15 protein-coding genes, 2 pseudogenes and 1 riboswitch are annotated in these 18,272 nt (G+C 68.9%); of the genes and pseudogenes, 2 read left to right on the forward strand and 15 right to left on the reverse strand.

Annotated features, from left to right (window positions below; genetic code table 11):
• Positions 1-33 precede the first annotated feature (33 nt).
• The 5 genes from ribH to ribD are packed head-to-tail and all read right to left on the reverse strand — an operon-like array spanning position 34 to position 4,204.
• On the reverse strand, positions 34-519 hold the full coding sequence (ribH, locus tag ACF08M_RS29750) for a 6,7-dimethyl-8-ribityllumazine synthase (RefSeq protein WP_114243451.1): 486 nt from the start codon (positions 517-519) through the stop codon (positions 34-36).
• A gap of 30 nt (positions 520-549) precedes the next feature.
• Positions 550-1,848, reverse strand: a complete 1,299-nt coding sequence (locus tag ACF08M_RS29755) for a bifunctional 3,4-dihydroxy-2-butanone-4-phosphate synthase/GTP cyclohydrolase II (RefSeq protein ID WP_392188345.1) — start codon at positions 1,846-1,848, stop codon at positions 550-552.
• Positions 1,845-2,489 carry a nicotinamide riboside transporter PnuC gene (locus ACF08M_RS29760; protein WP_392188346.1) on the reverse strand — a complete coding sequence of 215 codons (645 nt, stop codon included), beginning with the start codon at positions 2,487-2,489 and terminating at the stop codon, positions 1,845-1,847. Before ACF08M_RS29760 ends, ACF08M_RS29755 begins: the two co-directional genes overlap by 4 nt.
• Positions 2,486-3,103 (reverse strand): riboflavin synthase, encoded by a 618-nt coding sequence (locus ACF08M_RS29765; protein WP_392188347.1) that lies wholly within the window; start codon positions 3,101-3,103, stop codon positions 2,486-2,488. The genes ACF08M_RS29760 and ACF08M_RS29765 overlap by 4 nt, the downstream gene beginning before the upstream one ends.
• On the reverse strand, positions 3,104-4,204 hold the full coding sequence (gene ribD, locus ACF08M_RS29770) for a bifunctional diaminohydroxyphosphoribosylaminopyrimidine deaminase/5-amino-6-(5-phosphoribosylamino)uracil reductase RibD (RefSeq protein ID WP_392188348.1): 1,101 nt from the start codon (positions 4,202-4,204) through the stop codon (positions 3,104-3,106).
• A 157-nt stretch (positions 4,205-4,361) separates the two neighbouring features.
• Positions 4,362-4,492: riboswitch (FMN riboswitch) on the reverse strand.
• Positions 4,493-4,762: 270 nt separating this feature from the next.
• On the opposite strand from ribD, the pseudogene ACF08M_RS29775 reads away from it, so the two are divergent.
• Positions 4,763-5,182, forward strand: a pseudogene (locus ACF08M_RS29775) (chitinase); the annotation flags it as partial.
• 18 nt (positions 5,183-5,200) lie between these two features.
• On the opposite strand, the gene ACF08M_RS29780 reads toward ACF08M_RS29775, so the two are convergent.
• Positions 5,201-6,700 (reverse strand): DUF4246 domain-containing protein, encoded by a 1,500-nt coding sequence (locus ACF08M_RS29780; RefSeq protein WP_392188349.1) that lies wholly within the window; start codon positions 6,698-6,700, stop codon positions 5,201-5,203.
• Positions 6,701-6,783: 83 nt separating this feature from the next.
• The gene (locus ACF08M_RS29785) at positions 6,784-7,971 is read right to left on the reverse strand and encodes an ROK family protein (RefSeq protein WP_392188350.1); all 1,188 of its coding nucleotides are present in this window, start codon (positions 7,969-7,971) and stop codon (positions 6,784-6,786) included.
• A gap of 162 nt (positions 7,972-8,133) precedes the next feature.
• Here ACF08M_RS29785 and ACF08M_RS29790 point away from each other — a divergent pair, with 162 nt between their 5' ends.
• Positions 8,134-9,366: an MFS transporter gene (locus ACF08M_RS29790; RefSeq protein WP_392188351.1), complete on the forward strand. Its 1,233-nt coding sequence runs from the start codon at positions 8,134-8,136 to the stop codon at positions 9,364-9,366.
• Positions 9,367-9,386: 20 nt separating this feature from the next.
• Here ACF08M_RS29790 and ACF08M_RS29795 read toward each other — a convergent pair.
• From ACF08M_RS29795 to ACF08M_RS29830, 8 genes and pseudogenes are all read right to left on the reverse strand, one after another.
• Positions 9,387-9,713 (reverse strand): annotated as a pseudogene (locus tag ACF08M_RS29795) (alginate lyase family protein); the annotation flags it as partial.
• Between the two features lie 46 nt (positions 9,714-9,759).
• Entirely contained in the window at positions 9,760-11,091 is a 1,332-nt protein-coding gene (locus ACF08M_RS29800; RefSeq protein WP_392188352.1) for a cation:proton antiporter, read from the reverse strand.
• 141 nt (positions 11,092-11,232) lie between these two features.
• Complete coding sequence (locus ACF08M_RS29805) at positions 11,233-11,685, reverse strand: hypothetical protein (protein ID WP_392188353.1); 453 nt, start codon at positions 11,683-11,685, stop codon at positions 11,233-11,235.
• Positions 11,686-11,784: 99 nt separating this feature from the next.
• Positions 11,785-13,074 (reverse strand): NAD(P)/FAD-dependent oxidoreductase, encoded by a 1,290-nt coding sequence (locus ACF08M_RS29810; protein WP_392188354.1) that lies wholly within the window; start codon positions 13,072-13,074, stop codon positions 11,785-11,787.
• Between the two features lie 204 nt (positions 13,075-13,278).
• Positions 13,279-15,003: an ABC transporter ATP-binding protein gene (locus ACF08M_RS29815; protein WP_392188355.1), complete on the reverse strand. Its 1,725-nt coding sequence runs from the start codon at positions 15,001-15,003 to the stop codon at positions 13,279-13,281.
• A gap of 92 nt (positions 15,004-15,095) precedes the next feature.
• Entirely contained in the window at positions 15,096-15,692 is a 597-nt protein-coding gene (locus ACF08M_RS29820) for a hypothetical protein (protein WP_392188356.1), read from the reverse strand.
• The gene (locus ACF08M_RS29825) at positions 15,689-17,599 is read right to left on the reverse strand and encodes an alpha/beta fold hydrolase (protein ID WP_392188357.1); all 1,911 of its coding nucleotides are present in this window, start codon (positions 17,597-17,599) and stop codon (positions 15,689-15,691) included. The genes ACF08M_RS29820 and ACF08M_RS29825 overlap by 4 nt, the downstream gene beginning before the upstream one ends.
• 261 nt (positions 17,600-17,860) lie before the next feature.
• Positions 17,861-18,040, reverse strand: coding sequence for a hypothetical protein (locus tag ACF08M_RS29830; RefSeq protein ID WP_392188358.1), 180 nt, complete (start codon positions 18,038-18,040; stop codon positions 17,861-17,863).
• Between the last annotated feature and the right edge of the window lie 232 nt (positions 18,041-18,272).

The following is an 18,272-nucleotide window of genomic DNA, read 5'->3' on the forward strand; positions in this document are numbered from 1 at the left end:
TGGTCCCTAGCGTACGGGGTCCGGGCCCTTTGATCAGCGCCAGGGCTCGCTGACGGTGCGCAGCGTGGCGGCGGTGGCGACGGCCGCGGTGACCGCTTCGTGGCCCTTGTCCTCGTTGGAGCCTTCCAGTCCGGCCCGGTCGAGCGCCTGCTCCTCGGTGTCGCAGGTGAGTACGCCGAAGCCGACCGGGACGCCGGTGTCGACGGCGACCTGGGTGAGACCGTTGGTGACACCGTGGGACACGTACTCGAAGTGCGGGGTGCCGCCGCGGATGATCACGCCGAGGGCGACGATCGCGTCGTAGCCGCGGCCGGCGAGGACCTTGGCGACCACCGGGAGCTCGAAGCTGCCGGGCACCCGGAGCAGGGTCGGCTCGTCGATGCCGAGCTCGTGCAGGGCGCGCAGCGCGCCGTCGACGAGTCCGTCCATGACCTTCTCGTGCCACTGGGCGGCGACGACCGCCACACGCAGGTCGCCGCAGTTGCGTACGGACAGTTCGGGTGCGCCCTTGCCACTCATGTTTCTCCTACCGCTCGTTTCCGTGATCGTTCACTGGTTGCCGCAGGTCGACGCCGTGGCGGCATCGAGCCAGGGCAGGTCGTGCCCCATGCGGTCGCGCTTGGTGCGCAGGTAGCGCAGATTGTGTTCGCCGGCCTGGACGGGCATCGGTTCGCGGCCGGTGACGGCCAGACCGTGCCGCAGGACCGCGGTGGTCTTGTCGGGGTTGTTGGTCATCAGCCTGAGGCTCCGGACGCCGAGGTCCTTGAGGATCTGGGCGCCCGCCGCGTAGTCCCGGGCGTCGGCGGGCAGGCCGAGTTCCAGGTTGGCGTCGAGGGTGTCGCTGCCGCGTTCCTGGAGCTCGTAGGCGCGCAGCTTGGACAGCAGGCCGATGCCCCGGCCCTCGTGGCCGCGCAGGTAGACGACGACGCCGCGGCCCTCCTCGGTGATCCGGCGCATGGAGGCGTGCAGCTGGGGCCCGCAGTCGCAGCGCTGGGACTGGAAGATGTCGCCGGTCAGGCACTCGGAGTGGATCCGCACCAGGGTGTCGTCGCCGTTCCCGATGTCGCCGTGGACGAGTGCGACGTGCTCGACGCCGTCGGCCGTGGAGCGATAGCCGTACGCGGTGAACGCGCCGAAGCTCGTCGGCAGCCGTACCTCGGCCTCGCGGCGGACGGTCGGCTCCGCGGTGCGGCGGTAGGCGATCAGGTCCTCGATGGAGATGATCGTGAGGCCGTGCTTGCGGGCGAACGGGACGAGCTGGGGCAGCCGCAGCATCGCGCCGTCCTCGCCGGCGATCTCGACGATCGCCCCGGCGGGCCGCAGTCCGGCGAGCCGGGCGAGGTCCACGGCGGCCTCGGTGTGGCCGTTGCGGACCAGCACGCCGCCGGAGCGGGCACGGAGCGGGAAGATGTGGCCGGGCCGTACGAAGTCGCCGGGGCCCGCCTCGCCGCCGGCCAGCAGCCGGAGCGTGGCGGCCCGGTCGGCGGCGGAGATGCCGGTGCTCACGCCGTGCGCGGCGGAGGCGTCGGCGGAGACGGTGAACGCCGTACGCATGGACTCGGTGTTGTGGGAGACCATCTGCGGCAGTTCGAGCCGCTCCAGCTCGTCGTTCTCCATGGGCGCGCAGATCAGGCCGCGGCACTCGCTCATCATGAACGCGACGATCTCGGGGGTGGCCTTCTCGGCCGCGAGGACGAGGTCGCCCTCGTTCTCCCGGTCCTCGTCGTCGACGACCACGACGGGCCGTCCGGCGGCGATGTCGCGGATCGCCTGCTCCACGGGGTCGAGCGTGAGGTCCTCGACGGCGCTCCCGTGTTCCCGGTGCAACCAGGTGGGCTGGGCAGTCATGCCGTGGCTCCTTCCAGAGCGGGTGTCCGCGAACGCAGCCACCAGTCGCGCATGCCCCACAGGACGAGGGCGCCGTACACGACGTAGATGAGACCGGAGAAGGCGAGACCGCTGTGGAAGTTCAGCGGTACACCGACCAGGTCGACCAGGAGCCAGGCGAACCAGAACTCGACCATGCCGCGGGCCTGGGCGAACATCGCCGCGAGCGTGCCGGCGAAGATGTACGCGTCCGCCCACGGGCTCCAGGAGAGCGAAGGGAACGCGGTGAACAGGCCGCCGACCGTGAGGGTGCCGAGCGCGGCACCGCCCAGCAGGCAGCCGCGCTCTGGCCAGGTGGCGAACCGTACGGCGATCGAGCCGTCCTGGGCCTGCTGCCTGCCCCGGGTCCACTGCTGCCAGCCCCAGACGGCCACGGCGATGACCACGAGCTGCTTGCCGACGCTGCCGGCCTGGTGCACGGAGACATTGGCGGCGACCAGGACGACGCCGGACAGGAGCTGGGCGGGCCAGGTCCAGATCGAGCGGAGCCAGCCCAGGGTCAGCGCGATCAGGCCGACGGTGTTGCCGATCATGTCGGACCAGATGATGTGCTGTCCGAAGACGGTGAACGCCTCCGAGTTCAGCCAGTTCAGCGCGGTCACTTCGTCGGCTCCCCGGGTGCCCGCGCGGTGTCGCCGAGCAGCCGCTCGACGTACTTCGCGATGACGTCCACCTCGAGGTTGACCGGGTCGCCGGGCTTCTTGATGCCGAGCGTGGTCAGGGCGAGGGTGGTGGGGATGAGGCTGATGGTGAAGTAGTCGGGTCCGGCGTCCACCACGGTCAGGCTGACGCCGTCGACGGTGATCGACCCCTTCTCCACCACATACCGGGTCAGGTCCGCGGGGAGGGAGACCTTCACAACCTCCCAGTTCTCGGAGATCTTGCGCTCGATGATGCGCCCGGTGCCGTCGACATGGCCCTGGACGATGTGGCCGCCCAGCCTGCCGCCGACCGCCATGGGCCGTTCCAGGTTGACCCGGGAGCCGGTCTCCAGGGCGCCGAGGCTGGACCGGTTCAGGGTCTCGGCCATCACATCGGCGGTGAACTCGCCGTCGCCGAGGTCGACGACGGTGAGGCAGACGCCGTTGACGGCGATGGAGTCGCCGTGCTTCGCGCCTTCGGTGACCACGGGACCGCGCAGGCGGAAGCGGGAGGCGTCGCCGAGTTCCTCGACGGCGGTGACTTCACCCAGTTCTTCGACAATTCCGGTGAACACTCAGTTTCCCTTCCGGGCAGGTCCGGGGACGGCGGTGATGCGCAGATCGGGGCCGATACGGACGGTCTCGGTCACATCGAGGCGCAACGCCTCGGCGATGGTGGAGATTCCGGCGTCGGCGAGGGCCGCGGGGCCGGCACCGAGGAGCACGGGGGCGAGATAGCCGACGACCTTGTCGACCGTTCCCGCGGCGACGAAGGCCCCGGCCAGGGTCGGGCCGCCTTCGAGGAGTACGGAGCGGATACCCCGCCCGTACAGGGCGGTGAGCAGGGCGGGGATGTCCAGGCCGGGGCCGGTGGCGGCGCGCGGCAGCCGCAGGACGGCCCCTTCGGGGAGGTGGCGGGCGCCGGCATCCTCGGCGACGGCGACCAGGGTGGGCGCGGTGCCGTCGAGGACCCGGGCGCCGGGATGTACGGCGGTGGCGTCGGTGTCGACGACCACCCGCAGGGGCTGTACGGCGCCGTCGATGCCCCGTACAGCGAGCTGCGGGTCGTCGATGCGGGCCGTACCGGAGCCGACCACGACGGCGTCGGCCTCGGCGCGCAGGCGGTGGACGTCGGCGCGGGACTCGGCAGAGGTGATCCAGCGGCTGGTGGCGTCGGCGGCCGCGATCCGGCCGTCGAGGGTCGCCGCGTACTTCCACAGGACGTACGGGCGGCCGAGACGCACCGCGGTGAGCCAGGCCGCGTTGCCCGCCTCGGCCTCGTCCGCGAGAAGCCCCTGCTCGGCCTTGATCCCGGCCGCGCGCAAAGTGTCCGCACCGCCGGTGGCCTGCGGGTTCGGGTCGCCGACCGCGTAGACGACCCGGGCGACACCGGCTTCGGCCAGTGCCTGGGCACAGGGGCCCGTGCGGCCGGTGTGGTTGCAGGGTTCGAGGGTGACGTAGGCGGTGCCGCCCCGGGCCCGGTCGCCCGCGGCGCGCAGGGCGTGGATCTCGGCGTGCGGCCCGCCGGCGCGCTGGTGGAAGCCTTCGCCTGCCCGATGGCCCGCGGCGTCGAGAATGACGCAGCCGACGACCGGGTTGGGGCTGGTGGAGCCGAGACCGCGGGCGGCGAGCGCGATCGCTCGGCGCATGGCGGTGATGTCGGCTGCGGTGTCCACCGGGTCCTCCTGCCTCTTCGGGCACGGACTCCGGGGCTGTCGACGACGACAGATGAAGCGGGAACGCAACAGGGGAACGCCGAATGCCGGAATGCCCGGATGGGATCGGTTGCCCGAAGACCATCCGCCGACGGCGGCGTACCCGTGAAACGGCCCGCCGCGCACTGCCTCCCATCCGGACTTTAACCGTCGGTCCAGGAATCTCACCTGGTCAACCGGCCGCTGGATGCGGACGGGTCGCGGACTATAACCGCCGGTTCGGAATTACACCGACCCCGGAGTGCGCTGCTACTGGTACACGATCAGTGTGCCACGCCACGCGGTGGGCCATGCGGGTGAGTATCTGTGGACTGGCTCACAGGAAGCCTCCGCCGGACAGGCATGGCGAAGGAAGTTGATCCTTAAAGGTCCAGACCTATTGACCCGCTGGTCTAGTCCTTTTAATCTCTGCGTCACCTCCGAGGAGCGGTCCCGTGGTGTGCGCACACCCGGGGCACCAACACACCCCACCCCCTTTGCCAGTTGTGTTCTGCCGAACCTCCGCGAGAGGAACCGAACGTGCTGTCCCCCACTCGTACGAGAACCCCCTGTTCGCAGCCGGCGCGGCCGTCGCCGCGCTGCTGATGGGCTCGCTCGCAGCCACCCCGTCGGCCGCCGCCGCCCAGGAGTCCTGCCGCCCCGACGGGCTCTACGAAACGCCCGGCACCGCCGTCCCCTACTGCTCCGCCTACGACACCGAGGGCCGCGAGAAGATGGGCGCCGACCACCAGCGGCGGGTCATCGGGTACTTCACCAACTGGCGGACCGGCAAGGACGGCAAGCCCGCTTATCTCGTCCCCGACATCCCCTGGGACAAAGTCACCCATTTGAATTACGCGTTCGCGCATGTCGACGGCAGCAACAAGCTCTCGGTCGGCGCCGACGGACGGCAACGCCTCGACCGGCATGACCTGGCCGGGCGTGCCGGGCGCCGAACTCGCCCAGGCGAGCGTCTACTCAGTGCTCACACAGGGAGAACTCCCGCTCGTAGAGCTGCTCGTTGTGTTCGTCGACGAAGAACTTGCGTTCCTGCATGAGCTGTTCGCGGTAGTCCCTGGCCTGCTCCAGGGTCATGGTCGAGGTGTCGGCCCAAGGCTGCTGCGGCGGCACATCGGAGGTCGAGACGATCGTCTGCTCCGGGTCGACCAGGAAGAACGCGAGGATCTTTCGATATCCCGGCCGGGTGGGGTCCGCGAGACGGAACGAGCCGACGCTGTGTTGCAGGATGTTCGGGAACGCCAGGCAGCGGCCCGCCGGGGTCGATGCCGATCCCAGTACCTGATTCAGCGGGTCTTCGTTCCCCAGGCCGTAGACCTCATCCACACCGTTGTCGTCGTTCTGTTCGTAGTCCGGCTCGCTGATCGACGCCCGGAAATTCAGCCGGCTCTCGGTGATGTTCTCGCTGTCCCAGTAGTAGATGCCGGTCGAGACGATCCGCTCGTTCAGCATCCCCTCGACATGCCAGGAACCACCGGCGTACTCGGGCTTGTCCGGGGTGAGATGAATGGTGGCGAGCTTGACTATGACCTGGAGACGACGGCCGCGCAGGTCGACGCGGGCGGAGCCGCCGGGCAGCGCGGGCGGGACGAAGTCCGGGGCGTCCGGGACGACCGGGCGACGCTCGTCATACCAGTCGTCCTCGGCTTCCTCCCATGCCTCGTACGCCTCGGTGTCATCCTCGTCGTCGGGTTCGACCGGCTTGCCCGGGGCCTCGTCGTACCAGCTGAAAGGATCGGCCTCGATCCGCAGGGGCCGTGGATGGCGCAGATCGGTGAGCACGTTCTCCAGCAGCGGGCGCAGGCGCGTGAACAGGACCGGCAGGACGGCGGCGAGTTCGCGATGGGCCACGGGGTGGACATTGTTGACGTACGAACAGAAGACGGCATCGCCGTCGTCGCCGACCTCGACGTCTGTGGGCAGCCACTGGAACTTCTCCGAGAATTCGTACTGCGACCACCTGTCCTTCGCGCACTGCCAGGCCCGCTCGGGTGCTCCGCTCGCCTCGCGTACGAGGCAGAACAGTGAGGGGTGGACCAGATCCAGCACCTGGCCGTCGGAGCCCGGATGCCAGTCCTTCTCCGCCTCGGGGATCTCTTCCAGAACCCGGACCGCCTCGCGCAGTCGGGACCTGAGCTCTTCGTCGACCAGTGTGTCCGACTGCCACACCCCGTCGACGGCGGACACCTCGATGCCGGTCCGCGCGTCCCGCAGCCCGGCGTAATGCGCCAGTTCGGCAAGCACATAACGGACCTGCGCCTCGGTCAGGCCCTGGGCAATGGCTTCCTGCGTCCACCTGGCGACGATTTCGGCGTCGTTCATCTTGTCGAACCACCCGGGCTTCGCCCGGATGTGGGCGCTGCACTCGATCATCTGAAGTTCCCGCAGCGTCCGGGGCTCGGTTGACGTATTCGTGCGGGCCCCGGAAAAGGGCAGCGGGAACGCGGACAGGTTGCTCAACTCACTCGATCCTTCTGGTTGTTGTGTGGCGGCCGGAAGGATACGACAGCGGACTGACAGTGCCGCCGGAACCGATCAGCGCATCATGCCGGGCTGAACAACTCGTCCTGGGCCGCGTCCCGGGCGGCGAGGAGCGCGCCGCGCAGCACCGCCGCGCCGCCCAGCCGCCCGGCCCTCACCTCGGTGCGCAGCGGTGACATCAGGGTCAGCCGCTCCTCGACCCGTGCCGCGAGCGCGGCTCCGCCCGCATGTCCGACCTCGCCCGCGAGCAGCACACAGCCCGGGTCGAGGACCGAGGCGACCGCGGCGGCACCGAGGGCGAGACGTTCGGCCAGGTCGTCCAGGAATGCCTCGCTGTCCCCCTCCCCCGCCAGCGCGGCCCGTACGGCGAACGCGGCGCCCGGCTCCTTGTCCCCCTCGGCCGCGCCCTGGGGCACGCCGATCCCGTGGGCGGCGGCCAGTTCGCAGACCGGCACGGAGCCGACCAGTGAGTGGAAGCCGCCGTCGCAGTTGAGCGCCGAGGGCGTACCGGCCGTGCCGGGCACCGGCAGGAAGCCGATCTCGCCCGCGCCGCCCGAGGCCCCGCGGCGGAGCTTCCCGTCCAGCATGACGGCGGCGCCGACGCCGTGGCCGAGCCAGAAGAGGACGAAGGTGTCGCGGTCGCGGGCCGCGCCGATGCGGTGCTCGGCGACGGCGGCGAGGTTGGTCTCGTTCTCGACCAGCACGGTGGCGGGCAGCCGCTGCTGGAGCACCCGGACCAGCCGCCGGTGCCAGGCGGGCAGCCCGGTGGTGTCGCGCAGCTCGCCGGTGACCGGGTCGATCAGCCCGGGCGCGCCGATACCGACGCTGTGCAGCGGGGCGGTGCCGGCCTCGTGCGCGGTGTGCTCCAGCAGTGCCGCGGCCTGCTCGGCGGCGGCCTCGGTGCCGGTGTCGCTGCCGATGGGCAGGGTGGCCTCGGCGAGCGTGGCGCCGAGGAGATCGGCGACGACCACGTCGACGCTGCCGGTACGTATGTCGAGCGCGGCGAGCTGGGCACGGTCGGCGGCGATCCCGTACAGCCGGGCATTGGGGCCGCGGCGCTCGGCGCCCGCCTCACCGACCACCCGGATCAGGCCGGCCCCCTGAAGTCGTTCGACGAGGTCGGCGACGGTGGGGCGGGAGAGACCGGTCAGGTTCTTCAACTGCGTGGCCGTCAGTGGGCCGTCCTGCTGGAGCAGTCGCAGGGCCAGCCGGTCGTTGATGGCCCGAGCGGTACTCGGTGATGCGGGCATGCCGGGATCCTTCCAGATCACTGCCGCGCGGGACGGAGGGACGAACCCAGTCGAACGCACTATTTATCAGGCAGGGTTCCTGATAGTTTACGGCCCGCAGCGTGGAGACGGACGCCGCGGGGACGCCGGCGGAAGAGGATTCCCAAGGGAGGGCACGGCGGTATGACAACGGATTCCACAGAGGCGGTCTTCGGCATGGAGCAGGTGAGACGGGCCAGGTTCGCCGTCGCCGCGGTCTTCACCGTGCACGGCGCGGTGACCGGCAGCTTCGCCACCCGGGTGCCCTGGATCCAGGACCACGCCGGAATCAGCGCGGGGCAGCTCGGGCTGGCCCTCGCCTTCCCCGCGATCGGTGCCTCGCTCGCGATGCCGCTGGCCGGAGCGATCAGTCATCGTTTCGGCGCCAGGACCGCCCTGCGCGGACTGCTGGCCCTGTGGACCCTGGCGCTGATCCTGCCGGCCCTGGCGCCCAATCTGCTGACACTGTGCGCGGCATTGTTCGTGTACGGGGCATCGGCCGGCATGTCGGACGTGGCGATGAACGCCCTCGGCGTGGAGGTGGAGAACCGCCTCGACAAGTCGATCATGTCCGGGCTGCACGGCATGTGGAGCGTGGGCGCCCTGATCGGTTCGGCGGCGGGCACGGTGGCCGCGCATCTGGGCACCGATGCCCGGCTGCACCACTCCGTCGCCGCTCTCGTCCTCACCGTGCTGGGCCTGCTCGCCTGCCGGGGCGTACTGGACCTGCGCAGCGAACCGGACGAGGAGCCGCCGCCGCGCTTCACACTGCCGCCGAAGTCGGCGCTGATCATCGGCGCGGTGGGCTTCTGCGCGGTGTTCGCGGAGGGGGCCAGCCTGGACTGGTCGGCGGTCTATCTGCGGGACATCATGGACACCTCCGCAGGGCTCGCCGCGGCATCCACGACGGCGTTCGCGCTGACCATGGCGGTGGCCCGGATCGTCGGCGACAAGGTCGTCGACCGCTTCGGGGCAGTCCGGACGGTACGGGTGGGCGGCGTCCTCGCGACGGTGGGCGGGCTGCTCGTGGTCGCGTCGCCGGGCGCAGTACCGGCCATGTGCGGCTTCGGGCTCCTCGGCCTCGGTGTCGCCGTGGTCGTGCCGCTCGCCTTCGCGGCGGCCGGGCGCAGCGGCCCGAACCCGAGTCAGGCGATCGCGGGCGTCGCCACCATCACGTACACCTCCGGGCTCATCGCCCCGTCCGCGATCGGCTCACTGGCCGAGGCGACATCGCTGGTCGTGTCGTTCGGCCTGGTGACAGTGCTGGCGTTCGGCCTGGTGCTGGGAGCCGGGGTGCTGCGGGCGGGCGACCGCAGGGCCGTGTCGTCGTCGGCCTCCGCCTCTGCCGACACGACGGTGGCCGAGCCGCGCCCCTGAGCCGCGGCTCGGCGAACGGGTCAGCCGGCGATCGAGTCGAGTTGTTCCGCGTCGGGCCGCAGTGCCCACAGGTCGCCGCCGTGCGGCGACTCCAGCCGCCCGACGGCCGCCCAGGCCTTCGCATCACCGGCGTCGGCGGCCGCGTGCACGACGTCGACGGCCGCGTACCGGTAGAACTCCAGCTCCGGGTGGGGCCAGGGGGCCGCCCCGGTCGCGGCGGGCAGCAGACAGTCGACCGCTTTGAACAGGCTCTGCCCCTGGGGCCCCTCGTATGCCCAGAGGTCCACGCCGACCAGCCTGCCGATGGCGGCGAGCCGGGTGTGGGCGACCAGGCCGAAGGTCGAGTGCTGACGGTCCACGGCCGGACCTACGGCAGTCGGCCCCGCACCTGCCTCACCCTTCAGGGGAGGTCCCGGCGTCTACGACTGTGCTTTCTACCCTGTCCCCGGCGCCTGACTCGGTACTGTCGATCCCTTCCTGCGCCGTGTCCGTTCGCCGCCCCAGCGCTCTGACCGCGGGCGACGTCACCGCAGTGGTGATGAGGGCCATCAAGACCAATACGGTGAACAGATCTTCGCCTATCACCCCGAGCTCCAAGCCGATGTTCAGCACTATGAGTTCGGTCAGGCCCCGGCAGTTCATCAGCGCACCCAGGGACAGTGCCTCTCGCCACGATCGACCGATCAGCCGCGCTGCTACGGTGCCGCCGCCCCACTTCCCGACCACCGCCACGGCAAGCACGGCGCACAGCCACAACCACTGCACCGGGTCGGCGGCAAGCATTCCGATGTCGGTACGCAGTCCCGTTGACACGAAGAAGAGCGGAAGCAACAGGGGTATCGCTACCGATCGCAACCGCACTGCAGCCCGCTCGGCCACGACGGAAGACCGCGGTAGGGCTACGCCGAACAGGAAGGCGCCAAACAGGGCGTGCACCCCGATGGTGTCGGTGACCAGCGCGGACAAACACATGCCGCCGAACAGCAGCACCAGGGCAGTGACATCCTGTTCTCCGGTATCTCGCAGGACCCGCTTCGATCGGCTCAGGCGGGCGAGCAGCGGACGCACGGCCCGCATCATCACCGCGAAATAGACCACCACCATCAACACTGTGGTGAGCGCCCCAAGCGGCGAGCCCCCTTTGGCCAACGCCACCACCACCGCGAGCAGGCACCAAGCTGTGATGTCATCTGCTGCTGCGCATGCCATGGCCAGGCTGCCGAGCGGAGAGTGGTAGATGCCGTGATCGGTAAGGATCCTGGCAAGTACCGGGAACGCGGTGATGCTCATGGCCACGGCAACAAAGAGCACGAACGCGGTTCGGTCAGCCCCGTGCGGCGCCAGCGAGGCGTACATACCCAGCGCGAGCGGCACACCGAGCAGGAGCGGCAACAGGACGCTGGTCTGGCTTATGACGGCTGCGGCGCGACCATTGCCTCGCACGTGTCCGAGATCGAGCTCCAGGCCGATCAGAACCATGAAGGTGAGCAGTCCCAGCTGGCCCAGTACCTCGATGTGATCCGTGACCCACTCCGGGAAGAGGTACTTCTGCCCTTGCGGCCACAGCTGACCGAGCAGCGAAGGACCGAGCAGGATGCCCGCCGCGATCTCACCCACCACGGGCGGTTGGCCCAGTCGGCGCAGCACCATGGCACCGACGCGACAGGCGAGGATCACGAGGGGCAGAGACAGGAGCAGCCGTGAAATCTGTTCCGATACAGACACAGTCGCTCCTTGAAAAGGGATCTGAACCTTCGGTTCAACAGCAAGAGGACGGAGAATCGCGACGCAGACGTCCGGAAATGCTCAGCGGGAAGCAGTGAGCATTTCCGGACACCGCTTTCTCGGGAAGGGCGTCGCTGCCGTTCACGCCGTCATCTTGTCGGCCCCGTTCGAGGTGTCGATGGGCCACCAAGTGATGTTCTCCCACGACGCGCAGTCGGTGGTGTCCACGGTCCCCTTGCACACTGTGACGGAGCCGGTGGTAGTGGCCCGGTACGCCTGCCGCACGTCGATGTCGACGGTGCCGGAACCGCATATCTCGGCCTGCTTGAGGACCTTGCCGGGGCCCAGGTCGAACAAGAATCGTGTCCACAGCGAGTAGCAGCCTTCGCCTGTACTGGAGAGCTTCCCACTGATCACAAGGTCGACATTGAGCCCAGTGCTGCTGGGCTCGGTCCACCGCTCACCCGAGGCAGCAGCCGTCTGATGCCCGACCGACCACGCGACAGCCTCGGCATCGAGAGCGGTGGCCGAGGGTGCGCCGGTGACCAGAGCGCCGACGGCGGCCGCGACGACGGCCCACGCAGTCTTGCGCATCAGCTGTTCCTCCTTGTTTCTTTCGCAAACAGCCAGGGGTTACGGGACAGTCCTTGGACCGACCGGCAAATGGGGGCTGGGATTCCGTGCGGTGATGCGTCACTGGGCCGGAACCGTCCCTGCCCTCGTGGCAGGCGCAGTCCTGAGCATCTCCTCGGAGGGCCCTTCGTCCATGGTGAAGATGGGCCCCATTCCCGCGATGCCGGAGATGAGGGCGACAAAGCCCTTGCGGGGGGACTGGAAGACGTCGGAACCGGCTATGGCTGCGGCGCGTTCGTAGTAGTCCTCGCGGTCGCGCTGCTGGTCGTAGAAGAACAGGACGTAGTCGAGGATGCCCTCGGCGAAGTCGCGGCAGCCGGCTGCGTACCTGCCGAACACCCGGTCCTCCTGATGCGGGTCGCCCAGGAAGATGTCGATGGACTGCGCCAGGGGAACCGCGCAGAGCATGCCGAGGCAGACGCCGCTGGACAGGAGCGGGTCGATGAAGCATGAGGCATCGCCGACCGAGACCCAGCCCGGGCCACGGAATTCCGCGGCCATGTAGGACCAATCCCGCGTGGTACGGAAGTCCCCCGTGAGCGTGGCCGGTTCGACCAACTGCTTCATGTACTTGGTCTGCGCGAGCTTGGCCTCGAAGAAGCGTGCGAGATCGCCACGCTCGAGACGGATGTCCTCTGTGGGGGCGACATAGCCAACGCTCAACAGGGAGTCCTCCAACGGAATTCCCCAGAACCAGCCGTTGTCGTCGCCGACCTTCTCCACGAGGATGTTGCTGCGCTGATCGCCTTCGAGCCTTCGGCAACCCCGGTAGTAGTTCCAGACAGCCAGATTGCGCAACTCCCCGTGCCACTCGACATCGCTGAAGTGGCGGGCCACCACGCGCGTCTGCCCCGAAGCGTCCACGACGATGCGGGCGTGCGCCTCGTGCCGCTCACCGTCTTTGACGTACCGCACCCCGGTCACCCGGCCGTCGGTGACGATCGGCTCACGCACGGCGGCCCGGTACTCGACGGCGGCACCGAGTTCCACGGCCCGGTCCAGAAGCATCTGGTCGAAGCGGTCGCGCTGTACGTGGTACGAGTATTCGTAAGGGCCCCCCTCGCGGAAGGCGAGGTTCCACAGACCGCGCTCGCGCCCCCACACCAGGCTGATCCCATACTTCCGCTCGAAGCCCATGGCTTCCAGGCGGTCTCTCAGGCCCAGTTGCTCGATCACGCTGATCATGCCGGTAATCATCGACTCGCCGATGTGATAGCGCGGGAAGCTCTCGCGTTCCAGGACCAGTACGCGGTGTCCCTTCTGGGCCAGCAGCGCCGCCGTGGTGGATCCTGCGGGGCCACCGCCGACCACCACCACGTCGTAGTCGGGAGCGGGGTTCGTACTGTTCATGAATCGCCTCTCATCTTTCGGATGTTGGCTGTCCAGGCGCTGCTTGGAACCCGGGAATACGGATGCTCCCGGGCGGGAGGGTGCGGTCCGGCGCGAGATCCGGGGCCGTGTCGGATGCGTCCTCGTGGCGAAGCGCGGAACGTGCGGCGAGGTAGCCGCACATGCCGTGCACGCCGGGTCCTGCGACGGCCACTTCGGCGCGGCTCACGGGGCCGCCTGGAGCGGAGCCGGGCTGAGCTGCTGGGAGGCCAGCCGACGGTACAGGGTGTCTGTCGCCATGAGTTGGGCATGGGTGCCGCTCGCCCGCACGCGGCCGCCGTCGAGCACGACGATGTGGTCGGCTGCCATGACGGTGGAGATGCGGTGGGCGATGGCGACGACCGCACAGTCCTCGGCGATGGCGGTGATGGTGTCGAGGAGGCGGGCCTCGGCGTCGCTGTCCAGATGCGCGGTGGCCTCGTCGAGCAGGACGACCCGGGGCTCCTGGAGCAGGGTCCGGGCGATGGCCAGGCGTTGCTGCTGCCCTCCGGACAGGCCGGCGCCCTGCTCTCCGAGCCGGGTGTCGAGGCCGTCGGGCAGCGCGATCACCACATCGGCCAGAGCGGCGAACTCGACGGCGCGGGCGACGGCGGCGGTGTCCGCCGTGGGATGTGCGTAGGTGAGGTTGTCGCGGACAGTGCCTCGCAGCAGTGCGTTGTGCTGCTCGACGTATCCGACGAGGGACCGTATCTGGTCCAGCGGCATGGCCCCGATGTCGGCGCCGCCCAGCCGAACGGTGCCCTGCTGGGGGCGGTAGAAGCGCTCGATGAGTTGGAATGCGCTGGTCTTGCCTGCGCCGGAGGGTCCCACGATCGCCGTCAGCCCACGCTCGGGGACCTCGAACGACACGTTGTCGAGGGCTGGTTCGCCTTTCGCGTCCCCGTAGCCGAAGGTGACGTTCTCGAACGTCAGAGCGGGTCCGGACCGGGTGACGGCGGGCTGCGGTGCCTGGGGCTCCTCCTGTTCTATCGCGGCGAGTTCGTCGACCCGGTCCATGGCGGCACGCCCCTGCTGGAACTGGCCTATGGACAGGAAGAGCAGAGCCAAGGGCGCCACGAGGTAGAACAGATACATGACGAAGGCTGTCAGATCGGCGATCGGCAGAGCGCCGGTGGCGACCCGGGCCACACCCCAGCCCACGACCGCGGCGAGCGATATCTGGGTGCCTACATTGATGGCGGGTGTCAGCATGGCCGACAGCGCGCTCACCCGGATTCCGGAGCGCCGGGCCGCGTCCGCGGCTGCTGAGACGTCCTCGGCCTCCCGTTGCTCGGCACGCGACGCCTTGACGGTGCTCATGGCGCCCATGACCCGCTGGACCCGGGAGCCGAAAGCGCTGGTGTCCGTCCGGTTTCCTACGGCAGCCCGTCTGACCTGACGAGCCAGGAGCAGCGACACGGCGCTGGCGGAGCCGAGGCAGCCGACGGTGAGTAACAGCAGTGGCCAGTCGAGCCACGCCATCAGAGCCAGGCCGCCAGCGACGGTGAACACCGATGTGGCGATCTGTGCGACGGACTGGGTGAGCGCGATGCGGGCCACGGACGTATCGGTGACCACACGCGTGAAGACGTCACCGTGCTCGAGCCGACTGAAATGCGCCATGTCCGAGCGGAGGATGCGGGACATGAGAACACCGCGCATTCCGAAGACGATGTTCTCACCGGCCCGTCCGATCAGATAGGCGTGCGACGCCGAGAGGCCGGCATCTGCGCAGAAGAGGGCGGCGATGGACACGAGAGGCCATACCAGCGACGTGTGCTCCGAGACGGCCTTGATGAGTTCCCCGATGAGCACAGGCTGCGCGAGCGACGCCGCGGACCCCAGCAGGCCGAGGACAATTCCGCCGACCAGCAGGCCGAGGTGCTGTCTGACGATTTCACGCACAGCCATGACGGACGTCCCCTAACGGCGCTTCCGGAAGGCGTAGAAGAGAATGATCAGGATGACTGCGATCGCAATACTGAAAATGGTTCCCTGGGTCGTCACACTTCACCTCGCTTCGATGGATTTCGCACGGGTTGGTAAATGGCGGATCCCACGGGCGTGTACGGCGAGATGAACAGGGTTTTGGGTTCCTCTGCGGCATCGTATCCCGCAGCCCGCACCAGCGTGAACTGAAATCCGTTCACATCGCTTGCTCCGCCAGCGATTATGTGGTTCTCCATGTAAGAGAGGAGTGCTCGGTAAGCGGGAACACTCATCACGAACTCGAATCCCTTGTCGACATACCGAAGTATCTCGCTGCAGACGTCGAAGACGGCCTTTTCCTGGCGCCGTGACGGAAACCAGACGATCTGCCTGAACCTCCGGCCCGCGATCGCTTCGATTTCCTTCCAGGGGGAGGTGGCACCGTCCTGGCCCAGCGTGCGGTACAGCAGGTGATAGTCGTACATGGCCGGTGTCGGCGCGAAGAACCGCCAGTTCGGCAACAGCGACAAGGTGTCCTTGCGCTGGAGCCGGTTGAAGGCCGTGTTGGGGTGCTGGTTGGCAATCGTGCACACCAGCATGACCGCTCCGGCGATGCGGGTGGCGCTGCCCGGCCCTGTCAAAAGTCTCTTGGCGAGCGTGGGGCCCCTCATCGCGCCCGTCCCTCCAGTGCGTCCGAGCTTCGGCGGATCGGAGCGAGTCCGTCATGGCTGGGCTCGCCGGTGATCGTGGCGTCGAGGAAGTCGATGACACGGGAGGCCACCTGGAGCCCGTGCCGGGCCCTGACGATCAGTCCCTCATGGTCCGCTTCCTCCACCACTGTCAACTCGGCCCGCCGCCCCGGGCAGCCGTGCGCCTGAGCGAGTTCGCGGTGCATCAACAGCTGCTCAGGATCGCGGTCGGTGGTCTGCTGGGCCGAGATCACCAGCGCGTGCGCGTCGATACGCCGCAAGTCGCCCCTGAAGGCACGGAACTCCTGCTCCACCGCCGTCCATTCGCGCCGTGCCGCAACCCACGTGCCCGGGGTGCAGTACTGGGCGAAGGTTCGCGCCTGGTAGCTCTCCGGCAGGCATTCGAGCCAGTCGGGGCGGCTCATCAGCGCGCCGGCGCCGATGCGCAGGGACCAGATGATCACCGTCAGCGATTCCCGCAGCAGCCGCGCGGACTCGCCCTGCTGCTCGGACCGGTTGAGCTCTGCGGGATGCGAGGAGTCGAGATACACCACTCCATGCAGGCGCGCGTCCAACTGCTCCGCTGCCCGACGGCACAGCTCGCCACCGAGAGAGTGCCCGACGAGAACCACCTTGCGATCACGGGCCACGACGGAATCGACCAGATCGACCAGGTCGTCGACGGACTCGCTCAGCCGATAGGGCGCGGTTCTCCCGCGGACACTGCCCGCGTATCCCGCTCGTGCGTAGGTGACAACGGCGTAGCCGGACCGGCGGGCGATGGTCTCGCTGATCCACGAGAAGTGCTCGGACGTCGTTCCCAGGCCGTGGCAGAAGACGAGAACGGGTTTGTCGCCTTCGCCCTTGGACATCACCTCGTACTGCAGCTCATTGCCATGACGGGTCGTCATCCTGCGCGAGGTGGGCCAGCCCTCGGCCGCGCGCAGCCGGCGCTGCACGGCGACGACTCCGGCTGCCGCAGCGGTCGCGCCGGCGGTCGCGAGGGCGACGGCCAGGGCCCGGTCGTCGCGGTCCGACACAGCGGGGTGGGTCCTCGGCACAGCCGTGTAGGCGACGGCCGGGTGCATCGCGATGAAAGAGGTGACGAAACGCCCCAGCCCCATGGCGAAACCGTTGGTGGTGTGGAAAGCGGCCGCGCAGGCGATGACCGGACGGGCAAGGGCTCCCTTGCCGAGGTAGGCGACCGGGAAGAGGCATTCCAGGGCCAGCACGCCGTGTGCGACGAATCGGGCCGCGCGGGGGTACTTCTGCGTCAATCGAAAAGAGGGCTCATGGCCGTAGGTCCTGGTCCGCATCACTCCGCCCAGGGCGCTGGCGTCACGCCACTGGGGCCCCATGAGCTTGACCCAGCCGGACACGAGGTAGGACAAATTCGACTGCAGGGCGACGTACCACAATGCGGCGTCCTGGGTCTGGGGGTGGCCCGAGAGCCGGGCCAGGCCCGTAGCGGTCTGCACCAGGACGGATACCTGATCCGAGCCGTCCGTTCCATAACGATGGCGCGGGTAGAGCAGAGCCGTACTCGTACCGAGGAAGAGACTGCCCGCGCCCCGCCACCGACTGCTGCCGGGCAGCAGCATGCCCGTGCTCACCGCTACCCGGGCCGCGTGCAACGCCACGGTCGTGCGCTCGCCACTGACGGCGCCCAGCAGCCGGCGCGTCAGCGGGGTGGAAGCGGCCTGGATGTCCTTGATGATGTTCCAGTCGTTCAGGCCGCCCCTCCGCAGCTGGTGCCGCTGGGTGAGGTACTCGAGCGACGAGGTCAGAGTGGTCGCGGCTGCCAGTCGTTCGCCCGCCGCGAGGGCCCCGGCTCGGGACACGGGCCGCGGCTTGAGGACAGCCGCGGTGATTCTTCGGGACAGGTGCATGGGGCTTCCGATTCCTTCCGCAAGAGGTTCTGGTGGACGGGATCCGAGTTCCGTCTCATGAGCTCGCAGCGCTGAGGGCCGGGCGGGCGCGACCGGAATCCGTCCCGTCCCGGCTGCGTATCAGCTCACGACGGCGCCCTCGCAGGAGTCCGCTTCCATCGGCGAGCAGTGCGACAATGTGGGTCTGCTGCCGGGCCGAACTTGGGTTTCGGCCCGGCAGCAGATGCTCAGCCCGTCAGGCGCGAGGCCGTGCCGGGTCCACTAGTCGGCGCCCGCGTCGTACGCGGCGACCAGAGCCGAGCTGACAGCGACCCCGCCGGCGAAGGCGGCGGCAGCAGCCACGATGGTCATCACCGGGTCGAGGTCGTTCATGACCTGGCCCGGCTGCTCCTCGATGGGAAGCACCAGCGTCGAGTTGACGAAAGACTCCACATTGCTCACAGCGAATTCACTCCCTCCTGTATCGAATTGAAGAAAGGCGTCGGTGCCGTTCGGCCTCAGCCGACAGCCTTCCCGAGCGCGTAGGCACCGACCACGGTGGCGGCGCCCGCCACGGCGGCGCCCGCCAGGACCGCGACGGTCATCACCGGGTCGAGGTCGTTCATGACCTGGCCCGGCTGCTCCTCGATGGGAAGCACCAGCGTCGAGTTGACGAAAGACTCCACATTGCTCA

The organism is Streptomyces sp. NPDC015032 (genome assembly GCF_043080425.1).
Classification (GTDB): domain Bacteria; phylum Actinomycetota; class Actinomycetes; order Streptomycetales; family Streptomycetaceae; genus Streptomyces.